Annotated in this window: 10 protein-coding genes; 3 read left to right on the plus strand and 7 right to left on the minus strand. The window is 57.6% G+C overall.

Annotated elements, in window-relative coordinates; translation table 11 throughout:
- Nucleotides 1–111: 111 nt before the first annotated feature.
- Genes NW845_RS11075 through NW845_RS11085 form a run of 3 tightly spaced genes read right to left on the minus strand, consistent with a single transcriptional unit; the run spans nt 112 to nt 4,332 of the window.
- Nucleotides 112–2,649: a UPF0182 family protein gene (locus NW845_RS11075; protein WP_414378558.1), complete on the minus strand. Its 2,538-nt coding sequence runs from the start codon at nt 2,647–2,649 to the stop codon at nt 112–114.
- A 4-nt stretch (nt 2,650–2,653) separates the two neighbouring features.
- Nucleotides 2,654–4,024 carry a TIGR03279 family radical SAM protein gene (locus NW845_RS11080; RefSeq protein WP_414378560.1) on the minus strand — a complete coding sequence of 457 codons (1,371 nt, stop codon included), beginning with the start codon at nt 4,022–4,024 and terminating at the stop codon, nt 2,654–2,656.
- A 20-nt stretch (nt 4,025–4,044) separates the two neighbouring features.
- Nucleotides 4,045–4,332 carry a DUF2103 domain-containing protein gene (locus NW845_RS11085; protein ID WP_414372156.1) on the minus strand — a complete coding sequence of 96 codons (288 nt, stop codon included), beginning with the start codon at nt 4,330–4,332 and terminating at the stop codon, nt 4,045–4,047.
- Nucleotides 4,333–4,488: 156 nt separating this feature from the next.
- On the opposite strand from NW845_RS11085, the gene NW845_RS11090 reads away from it, so the two are divergent.
- Nucleotides 4,489–4,854, plus strand: a complete 366-nt coding sequence (locus NW845_RS11090) for a hypothetical protein (protein WP_414378562.1) — start codon at nt 4,489–4,491, stop codon at nt 4,852–4,854.
- 8 nt (nt 4,855–4,862) lie between these two features.
- On the plus strand, nt 4,863–5,384 hold the full coding sequence (locus NW845_RS11095) for a hypothetical protein (protein WP_414378564.1): 522 nt from the start codon (nt 4,863–4,865) through the stop codon (nt 5,382–5,384).
- 290 nt (nt 5,385–5,674) lie between these two features.
- Here NW845_RS11095 and NW845_RS11100 read toward each other — a convergent pair whose 3' ends face one another.
- The 3 genes from NW845_RS11100 to upp all read right to left on the minus strand — a co-directional run bounded on the left by NW845_RS11100 (nt 5,675) and on the right by upp (nt 8,187).
- Nucleotides 5,675–6,343: a tetratricopeptide repeat protein gene (locus NW845_RS11100; RefSeq protein ID WP_414378568.1), complete on the minus strand. Its 669-nt coding sequence runs from the start codon at nt 6,341–6,343 to the stop codon at nt 5,675–5,677.
- Entirely contained in the window at nt 6,336–7,244 is a 909-nt protein-coding gene (locus tag NW845_RS11105) for an HAD hydrolase family protein (protein ID WP_414378565.1), read from the minus strand. Before NW845_RS11105 ends, NW845_RS11100 begins: the two co-directional genes overlap by 8 nt.
- A 259-nt stretch (nt 7,245–7,503) precedes the next feature.
- Complete coding sequence (upp, locus tag NW845_RS11110) at nt 7,504–8,187, minus strand: uracil phosphoribosyltransferase (protein ID WP_414366718.1); 684 nt, start codon at nt 8,185–8,187, stop codon at nt 7,504–7,506.
- A 237-nt stretch (nt 8,188–8,424) separates the two neighbouring features.
- On the opposite strand from upp, the gene NW845_RS11115 reads away from it, so the two are divergent.
- A complete protein-coding gene (locus NW845_RS11115; protein WP_414378566.1) occupies nt 8,425–9,312 on the plus strand; it encodes a hypothetical protein in 888 nt (295 codons plus the stop codon).
- Nucleotides 9,313–9,319: 7 nt separating this feature from the next.
- On the opposite strand, the gene NW845_RS11120 is transcribed toward NW845_RS11115, so the two are convergent.
- Entirely contained in the window at nt 9,320–10,525 is a 1,206-nt protein-coding gene (locus NW845_RS11120) for a hypothetical protein (RefSeq protein ID WP_414378567.1), read from the minus strand.
- Between the last annotated feature and the right edge of the window lie 136 nt (nt 10,526–10,661).

The following is a 10,661-nucleotide window of genomic DNA, read 5'->3' on the forward strand; positions in this document are numbered from 1 at the left end:
TCATGATGGCAAACTTCCCTGAGGAAGCGCGAAGATTGACAACACAACCTTAAAACATCCGTTAAGTTCTGTCAACTGGCTTTGGGAAATCTGAGAAGGGATCCCCCAGCCTCAGCGGTTGGAGCGGCGACTGCCGGTGGGGGAGAAGAGGGCTTCCAGGGCCTGGCTGAGGGTTGGCTCCATCACCACCCGGTCTTCGTAGGCGGCGATGACCCGGGTAAGCTGGGGCAGGCGGCCCTGTTCTGCCTCCAGGTAGAGGGGCTGGACGTAGAGAAGCGAGGTCTCGATGGGGATAACCAGCAGCGTGCCCAGGTTCACCCGCGACCCGTGTTCGTTCCAGAGGGCAATTTGCTCGGAAATGGCGGGATCCTGGTTGACCCGCGCCTCTACTTGTTCCGGCCCGTAGATAAGGCGCTGCTTGGAAAACTCATACACCAGCAGCTTGCCGTAGTTTTCCCCATCGCAGCGGGCGGCCATCCAAGCCACCATGTTCTGCTTGTTGAGGGGGGTAAAGGGGGAAAGCAAGACAAACTGGGGCTGGTTTTCCTCCGGCAAGGTGAGGATAAGGTACTGCGGCTGCATGGGGAGGCGCCGTTGCTTGCGGAACTGGTTGGGGATCTGCCACTGGTCTTCCCGGTTGTAGAAAACCCGGGGATCCGTCATGTGGTAGGTGGCAAATTGCTGCACTTGCAGGCGGAAGAGATCCTGGGGATAGCGGATGTGCTGCCGCAGCGGCTCCGGCATGGCCTCTAGGGGCTGGAACAGGGTGGGGTAAATGCGGGCGTAGGCTTGGATGAGGGGATCCCGAGGATCAGCAATGTACCAGTCGATGCTGCCGTTGTAGGCGTCCAGCACCGCCTTGACGGAGTTGCGGATGTAATTGAAGGGGAAGCCGGGCAGAGGCTCCGAGTAGGGGTAGCGGCTACTGGTAGTGTAGGCATCGAAAAACCAGTAGAGTTTGCCCCCTTGAATCACCAGGTAGGGATCCCGGTCGTAGAGCAAAAAGGGCATCACCTGGCGCACCCGTTCCCGGATCTGGCGGCGATAGAGAAAGCGGGTGGTAGAGGAAAGCTCGCGGCTGAGAAGAATGCGCAGATCCCGGAAGTGCCAGGCGTAGAGAAAGCGCTGCCAGAGGTGGGGGATGGGCACGCCGCCCGTGCCGCGGTAGCTGCTGTAGACATAGCGATCAGCAGCGGGATAGTCCAGCTCCCTTGCCTCGGCTCCCACAAACACATGGGTAGTGGTCAGCTCGCCGTAGTAGATAGCCGGCTGATCCACTTCCAGCACCTGCGCCACCTCCGGGTAGCGGGGAGAAACCCGCGGTGGGATATCCGAGAGAAAAAAGTCCGGCAGCCCCTCTGGGGTAACTACGTTCACCGGGCTGAGGGTGAGGCCATAGCCGTGGGTATAGAAAAACCGCTGGTTAACCCAAGTTTGGGCAGCAGGCGGCACCTGGGCAAAGTCCAATTCCCGCGCAGCGTGCATCACTTGGCGCAGTTCCCCGCCAATGCGGTAGCGATCCACATCCACATCGGGAAACTGGTAATAGGGACGGATCTCCTGCAGCTGGCGATAGGTAACCAAGAGGGGCTCCGTATCCCAAAGGCGCACGTTGCGCAGGGTGGATTGATTTTGCTGCAGGGTTTCCAGCGTCAGGGATCCCTCCTCTGGAAAGGGTTTCACCTCCACCTCGGTCAGGCCAAAGCCAGCGCGGGTAAAGCGGATGTTGTGCTCGATGTAGGGGCGCTCCAGCTCCAGCTCGTTGGGGGTGACCAAAAGGGTTTGCACCAGTTGCGGGTAAAGCCGGGTAGTCAGGAGCCCAAACCCCAGGTAGGCCCCCCAAAGCAAAGCCGGTGCCAGCAGGGAACTGGCCCAGGCAGGGCACCAGGATTTGAAAAAGGGAAGGCGGAGGCGGATCCCTTGGCGGGCCAAAACCCAGAAGCCAATGGCCGTCAGGAAAGCCACCCCGCTCATTAGAGTGGTGGCTGGCAGGGTGGCGTGGACATCGGTAAAACCGGCGCCAAAGACAACGCCACGGGTGGAGTAGAGCAGCTCGTAGCGATCCAGCCAGTGGCCCCAGGCGCGAATTAAAAACAGGGATCCCGCCAGGATCAGCAAGTGCCGCTGGGCAAACAGGGAAAGGGCCAGGGTCAGCCGCTGCTCCGATAGCCCTAGCTCCACCAGGTAGATGAGCGCTGTCGTGATCAAAGTAAGCAGCACCAAGTTGAAACACCAGTGCTGCAGCGTCTCCCAAAAGGGCAGGCCGAAAAGAAAAAAGCCCAGATCGCGGCCAAAGATTGGGTCGAACTCCCCGACGGGCACCTGGTGCAGCCAGAGCAGCAGTGTAAACCAGTGCCGAGAAAGAGACCAGGCCAAGCAGCCGCTCAACCCCAGGGCAATGACCCAGGCCCCTGTCAGGGTCGCTCCCCGCCAGCAGGCGCGCAGGTTGGATCCCACCACCGCCAGGGCAAAACCAAAGGCGCCCAGGCCCAGCCCCCAGCGGGCAAATACCCGCGTCCACAGCACCGGCAAGGCGTTCAGCTCGGCAAACCAGGCCAGATCTACATAGAAGGCCGCCAAGCCGCTGATGGCCAGGATCCCTAGTCCAATCCAAAGCAATAGGAGTAGCCCTCGCCGCAACCGCTGCATGGCCTCACCGTCCTTGGCCCGGAGCTGCCCTTGATCCTAGCCCCTGCACCGCCTGCAGCAAGCCCGCTGGACCCCCGTCCACCCGCACCACCGGGATCCCGACTTGGGCCTGCAACTCTTGCCAGCTCAGATCGTCTAGAAAGCGCTCCCCATCCTTAAGAGCAATCTGGGGCAAAAGTAGCCCATCGTAGCTTGCCAAGTTTTCAACGGATTTCAGAGCGCCCAGAATGTCTTGTCCTGTCAACAACCCGGTTACCGTCAGGGTTTGTCCCCAGAATTGGCTGGCAATGGGCAACAGGTCCAACTGCAGCCCCCGAATGCCGTTCATCCGCTTGACCACAGGCTGGAAGGCCTGTTCCACAGCGTTGCCCACCACCCAGAGAACTTTGAGGGGAGCAGGGATCCCAGCCGGCAGCCGCACCTGCTCGAACTCGCTCAAGAACAAGCGCAGGGATCCCACCCCATTCCCCAGTTGGGGGTAATCTTCGTAGTGCTCTGCCGGCGGCAATTCCCGACCCGCCAGCAGATACCACTCATCGGCCAGCCAGGCAAAGGTGGATCCCAGTTCTTGCCGAAACTGCGCCTGCAGCGCTTCCACCTGATCAATCACCTCCGCCGCTTTGGCAGCATCCACCGGGATTAGCTCATCATTGGGGGGACGAAAGCGGGTTAGCCCCACCGGCACCACCGCCACCGAGAGGACGGTTGGGATCCCTTCAACAGGTTGGCCAAAGGCGGCCAAGTCCAGAAGGGTGCGAGTTAGCTGCTCCCCATCGTTCCAAGCTGGGCAAACCACCACTTGGGCATGCAGTTGCAGGCGGTGTTGGCGAAACCAGGCCAACTGGTCCAGGATCAAGCCGGCACGCGGGTTTTTGAGCAGGCGGCTGCGCAACTGGGGGTCGGTGGCATGGACCGACACATAGAGGGGAGAAAGGCGCAGGCGGGCAATGCGATCCCACTCGGCAGCAGTCAGGTTGGTGAGGGTGAGGTAGCTGCCGTAGAGAAAGCTGAGGCGGTAGTCGTCGTCTTTGAGGTGCAAGCTTGCCCGCATCTCAGGGGGCTGTTGGTCGATAAAGCAAAAGGGGCAGGCGTTGTTGCATTGGATGAGACCATCGAACAAAGCCGTCTCAAACTCCAGCCCCAGATCCTCGTCCACGTCTTTTTCCAGCTCAACCGTGCGCGGGATCCCTTGGCTGTCTAGGATCTCCAGGCAGAGATATTCCTCAGCAATGAGGAAACGGTAGTCGATGAGGTCGCGGGGTTTCTCGCCATTGATGCTCACCAGCGCCTCCCCCGGCTGAATGCCCACCTTTGCCGCCAGGGATCCAGGTAGGACGGCGCTGATGCGGGCAGGCTTGAGGCTAGCACGGGACATGGCGCGCCCAGAGTACAAACCTACTCCAGACAGCGGCGAATTGCTGCTTCCAGCTCCGACTGGCTGAGGTCGGTAACCACAAACACCTCTTGCACGCTGCTGCCCTTGCGGGCCACCAACTTGTATCCACCCCGAATAGGCACGGAAACCCGCAACTGTAACTGAGGGATCCGCCCCCGACTGCAGGACAAGGCGCCCGGGGTTACAGTTTTAATGCCCGGCTGTCGAGTCAGGCGCTCCAGGACAGGGATCAGCCCAGAAATGTGGGTGGAGTGGTTCCAAACCAGACGACCAGCAGGCTCAGACATAGCGGCAACGCAACAGCGAGAGAGGCTGGATCTCCATGCTAAGCTCTTACCCTTGCAACTGAGAATAAGCCTTGGCGAACTCTCCAAGTGCAGGCATTTTCAGAGGGTTTTCTCTGTGCTAGTTTAGCGGCAGCAAACGCGGGGAGCTCCTGACTTATGGTTTCCGAGCAAGTCATCCTAGAGATTCCCGAAGCCATCCTGAAAGGCCTGCAGAATGGAACCTACGAGCGCGTAGGCGGCGTAGTGCGAGAAGTGGCCTCTAAGCGGGTGGTGGCCTGGCTGAGAGAAACAGGGGGCTTGACACTCGCAAATAGCATTGGCAACTGGATCCCGGGAGTGGATATCATCAACGGGATCCTTGCCAACATTCAGTTGAGACAGATCAACCTAAGACTAATCGACATTGGCAATAAACTAAACACTGTCTTGGGCTTAACCCAATTTAATATCCGCGGTGTGGCAGCAGTGGGGTATGCTTTAGGCGCCGCCGATGCGCAAAAACCGAAGCTGCCATGGCTATAGATAGCCCTTTGCCTTTGGTTCTTGTGGTACGCTACACCTCGCCTGAGACTTGGCTGCCGGTTGTGGCTTTCGACGACGTGGAGCGAGCTACGCAGGCGCTGCGAGACTTGCAAGCGCGCCGGCCTGGGCAGCAGTATGGTCTAGAGAACTCCTATGTTTTATATGAGCGCCGCCATGAAGCTCTGATTTGCTTGGCTTATCTGCTGCAACAGCTGGGGCGGCAATACGACCCTGACGAAACGGATCTAGACCTGAAAGTTACCGTCTACGGCTTTGCCCGCAACGATCCGCCGCCGCCGCAGCTGTGGGGTTGGGGAGAGCCCTGCCTGTTCTTTGAGCGCGAGCACGCGGAGCTGTTTCTTGAACCTGACGCGAGAACGCGGCTGAAGGGCTGGATGGTGCGGTGTGCGTTCCACGTCCACTGCGGTCAGACGCTGCAACAGCTGTGGAACTTTAGCGGCCTCGCTTACTCGCCGGTTCATGAGCAGCTCGAGTTCTGGGAGCGGATGTTGGGTACACGGGATCCATGAAGTAACTGGGCCAGAGGAAGAGACAAAAGCTCTGCTGTCAAGCGGATGGGGAAACCCCACCCGCCTGCGCGGTGGGGTAGTTCATCTAGCAACAGGATCAATGGGGGTAGAATCCGCCGTCCAAACCAAATAGAACTTCAGGTTCTCCTTTAGCTTTTCAGCGTCCGCTCTTTCCTTTATCGCTGTCAGGGAGAGCCGCACTCGCAACAGTCCTCTGGACATGGTCGGCTCTTCTTCCTGAGCCGTAGCTATCTATTCCCAATTGCTTGCTGGTTTGGACAGGGAGGGATCTAGTCCAGCTCCCGCCGACGTAGCCGCTGCAAGGCCGAGAGAGGTTTCTCTTCCTCTGGCTGCTTTTCTAGAGTTGCTTCTGGCGGGGCAATTGTTTGTTCAAGCGCAAATTTGTCCCCCTCCGAATCGATGGTTAGGGGGGGAGCGGAGTTGTTAGTCTGTTGGCTAGGAAGAGGAACCGACTCCAAGGGGGCCAGCAGGGACTGGATGTGGCTATAGGTCTCGGGGTTGCTGCGGGCGGCGTGGGCCAGGAGAGTGAGCTGCTGTTTGGCTTCCACGAGGTTCCCCAATTTGAGATCCACCAAAGCCAGTTGGTAGCGGGCCTTGAAACTTGTGGGATCCACCTCCACTGAGCGTTGGAAGGCGGCTCGCGCCTCCGCCAGCTTGCCTTGGCGAGCGTAGATCAGGCCGAGGTTAAAGGGCACGTCGGGATCCCGCTCACTGGGGAGAACCCTAGTTTTGTCTTCCAGCTCAAGGGCGGCCCGGTAGGCATTGATGGCTAGGGTGTGAAAGCCCATCTGCAGGTAGCGGGCTGCATCTGCCTTGAGTTGGGCCACTGTCGGCTCCCCGGTGAGCAGATTCATAGGCGGCTGGGCAGAGGCGGGCAGTCCCAGCACCAAGCTCAGCAGGCATCCCACGGCGGCAGTCTGTCCACTGCTTTTATTCATCACCACGATCAGTTTCCTCCAACCACGTCAACACCACTTCGTTCCATCCTTCAGGGCCGGGGAGCCGGGCCAGTTGCCACTGGGTCTGAACCTCTGGCCCACCGAGGTGAACGGCCTCCTTCCAGAGGCTATCCGCAATTGGGCTGGGAAGCACGACTTTCCGCTCCGCCCAGCGCAAAAACGCCAGATCGGGCAGGGAACAGCCAATGCCCAGAGCCCTGACCGGGCCCAAGTGTCTCTGGTAGCAGTCTAGAAGCAACCGCACCGCCTCTTCTCCAGGCCAGAAACTGGCTGCTGGGGTTGAATGCATCCACTTCCAGCCAGTGAGATACCAGTGCGAAGGGCTGGGAAGGTGGAGCTGACGCAGCCGCAACTGGTGCTGGCTGAGGGTGGCCTCTTGCTGGGCGAAGGCCGCTTTTAGGGTGGCTGGATCCCCGGAATAGCTGAAAATCTCGCTATATTCCCGCTGTTGCACCCGTTCTGCCTCCTCCAAAGGGATCCCAGTGGCGGCAGCGAGCTCCGAGGCTGTCCAATCCCCAAACCCAATGAGATCCAAGTGGCAATCTTGACGCACCTGTTGCAAAATGTGGCGCAAGCAGGAGTAGGGCAATCCCAGGGCACACACGTAGTAGGGAGAGCAGTGTTGCCAGCGCTCGTCCAAAATCCCTGCGGGAAAGTAATGTTCGGGGACGTAAATGGCGGAACCGTCCTCGCAGATGAAGGGATGCTCCAGGCGCAGTTGCTGACACAGATATTCCAGTTGGGCGCGGGTACGTAGGCTGTAGAGCACCAAGGGAATGGAGCGGCGCTCCAGAGCCGCTAAAGCTTGTCGGGCAGAGCCATAGCTGTTGGACTGGGGATCTAGGAGGCTGCCATCCAAACTGGTGAGGACAAGTCGCATAGGTCCAGGAAAGGAAAAGGCGCTGGCACCAGTCAATTAGCCAGATCAAACAGCCTCTGGCCCGAGGAGCGCAAGCCGGATCCCTGAGGCAGGCCTTGGGGCTCAAGCGGCCAGCATTCCCATCATCCAACAGCCTTGACAGAAGTGAAGCACCCAGAGCGGCACTGAGGCAATTGATGCCAAATGTTACGCTCTGCTGCCATGCCCAGCCGATCCTAGCGACAGAGCAAGCCTCTTGGCTCGCGATTCCTTTGAGGGATCAGGTGCCGAAAGCGCGATCCCCAGCATCTCCCAACCCAGGCAGGATAAACCCTCGGTCGTTTAGACGCTCGTCAATCATGGCGCAGAAAATTTGCACCATTGGGTAATGGGATCCCAGCCGCTGCAACCCCGGCGGAGCGGCCAAGACACTCACAATTCTCACTAAGCTGGGATCCGCTCCTCGTTTTTTCAGCTCATCCAAGACCCAGAGCAAGGTGCCGCCAGTAGCCAACATCGGCTCAGGGATGAGAATGCGCATCTGCTCCGGGATCCGCTCTGGCAGGCGATTGAGGTAACAACTCACCTGCAGCGTCTCCTCGTCCCGCACCAGGCCCACATGAAAAACCCGTGCCTGGGGCAAGAGAGCCTGACAGCCTTCCAGCATGGCCAGGCCAGCCCGCAAAATGGGCACGATGGCCAGCGGCGTGTTGGGGGCGATAACTTCTGCTGCAGCAGGTTCCAGAGGAGTTTGCACCTGCACCGCCTGAGTTGGGATCCACTCCCGCATCGCCTCGTAGGTTAGCCAGCGGCCCAGCTCCGACAGAGCACTGCGAAACAAAGGCGTGGGGGTTTCCACATCGCGAGCCACGGCTAACCAGTGCTTAATGAGCGGGTGAGAGGGGACATAGACCCGAAGCTGCTGACTTGCCACAGAAAGATGCCTCAATCTGGGCGGTAGCATAGCGGTTTGCCTGAGCAGAAAGCAAGCACCTCCCTCAAGGCAATAACCAGCCTGGAGGTCCGTGGTTGGCTTGCCAACTGCAGGGCTACAGAAAGCCCGCTCCGTACCGCTTAGCAGTCGGAGCCGGGTAGTTTACGATGGGTTGCCATGCTTCGCCGTTACAGCCTAGGACAAAGCTGGAGCTGGGTCTGCGGATCCGGTAGATCTGGATCACGAGATTTTTTTTGAGGATCGCCCATGTCTGCCGTCCGGTTTCAGCCGTTGCGGGTGGCCTTCACCTGTGCGGATCCCAGCCAAGCGCAAATGCCTGTTGCCGAGTTGTTGGCGGCTCTGCCGGCCTCGCCGCTTCTGACGTACACTGACCCGGAAGCAGCGGACTTGCGAGTAGAGATGCTGCCCGATGCCATCTACCACTTCTACCGACGGGAGGAAGAGGTGGCGCTGGCGGCCTTTCGGATCCCGGTAAAAAAGCCGCAGGCTCTACCTCGCAAGCTGGTGCGGCTGCTGGAACATGTGGCCGCCTTCGACAACCTCCTCAACCTGCAACCTGCCAGCGATGCTTTGAGCAGTGTTCTGGAAGTAGAGTTTCTGCAACTGGAAACGCCGGCCAGCGGCTCTACCCCTGCCGAAGTCAGCCCCCTGCCGCGGGATCCCCAGGGACAGGTGCAAATTCAAGCAGGCCGCAACCTCGCCATCGCCCTGCGCAACAGGGCTCTCACTCCAGTGCACGTCTATGTAACAGTCTTTGACGAACGGCAGTGCAGCGTCGGTTTAGTCTATCCCTACCAGCCGGACTTTCCTGCCCGCCTGCGCCCTAGTGAAAGTGTGCTAGTCGGCTCTGGCCCTCGCTACCTGCTGCAGATGCAACTGCCCGAAGACGCGGAGACAACGGTGGATCGCTTCAAAATCTGGGTCAGCAGTACTGGCATGCAGCCGGGCATCATGGCAATGCCCCCGCTGGGACAAAGACTGGAGCCCCCCTCCGAGGATCCCTACGGATCGGGATCCCGGCTGGATCGGGAAGTTCGGCTGGCCATTTTGGGTAAGGCAGGCAGCACGCCCATGCCGGCTTTTGCCGAGGATCCCTGGTGGTGTATGGAGCAGGCTGTCAAAGTGGTAGCTTAGACTGAGTCTACCTCCTCACAATTCTGTACAGCAGAGACTCAACCTCCTCGACACTAATTGCTGAAAGATTATAGGAGGAGGAGATCCTACTTCTCGTCTCCTGATCAGCATCTGCCAAGACCAGAAAGACTTGATCTGGGCCGAGACCCATTTCGGAGGCGAGCCAAGAGTACTTCTCTATACAGTCCCTGTAGCTGCCGGTCTTCGACTCTATCCAGTAGAATCGGTTGTTAATGTGGAAGAAGAGATCGATCTCAAAGTCGCTACCGTTGGGCAAAGTAACTTCCGCATTTGCGATGTAGGAAAAATCGATCTTCTGTCCCTGCTCTCTAGCAAACTTGATCAGTTGCTGTTTGACATATCTCTCCAGCCAATCTCCAGATAGGAACTTGATTGCCTCTGAAGACTTGCTTAGTTTTACCATCAGGGTTTTGGAGCTTTTTGAGTAGTTATGTTCCTTTAAGAAATTAACCTTACGTAGAGTGGAAGCAAGTTGGCAGCTATAATTTATCACTTCTGGAGGGTTGCCTTTTAAGCAAAGAGTCAAGCTCTTTTCTTCTCCAATGCCAGATTTAATTTCTTTGTAAAGCTTCTCAATCATCGAGTACCTCTGACCCATAAGGTTTGATATCCAGTTCAGCTTGTTATCGAGTTCCCCTTCTGCTGCTTTTTTACTAGATGGAAGCAGGTTCTTCATCCTTATGTTCTTAGACCACAGAAATACCCCTATCTTCACCTGTTCACGGCTAATCGTCTCTGGCGGCAAACTCTTGAGTCTTGCGTCAGCAGTTTGCTTGTTAGTTTCCTTCCCCTTTTGAAGGCTAGAACTCGAGTTTAGATTCTGGGAAATGTTTTCTATACTTTCCGATAGACTGCCCAGGATATTCTGCTGATTACTTATATTCTTAACTAGCTGACTTGTATAGTCAGCTAAACGCTGAAGGAAGTTTTGGTAACTTTCGGACAGACTTTCTGAGATATGAAGTTTGAAGCCCTCAAGGTCAGCTTGTAGCTTTCTTAGAATCTCATCCAGTAACTGGCTATTAGCTCTTTGAGTGAACTGGTCAAGTTGCAAAGCTATTGCCCTCTCAGTTTCTTTCCTCCATCTCTCAAACCTCGATTCGTAGCGGTTCACTTCAGATCGCCTACAGGTATAAACGCCCAGGGAGAAACCAATAGCCAATCCAATTAGAAGACCTAAAAGCAGAGTCATTTCCCTTTGATCCTATTTTCTTTAACTTAACTCAGGAGTTGCGAACAGCTGGGAAGATTATGAACTACCCCACCGCGCAGGCGGGTGGGGTTTCCCCATCCGCTTTACGGCAAGATTTTTGTCTCTTCCTCTGCCC

Origin of the sequence: Synechococcus sp. H60.2 (genome assembly GCF_047462315.1) — a bacterium.
Classification (GTDB): domain Bacteria; phylum Cyanobacteriota; class Cyanobacteriia; order Thermostichales; family Thermostichaceae; genus Thermostichus.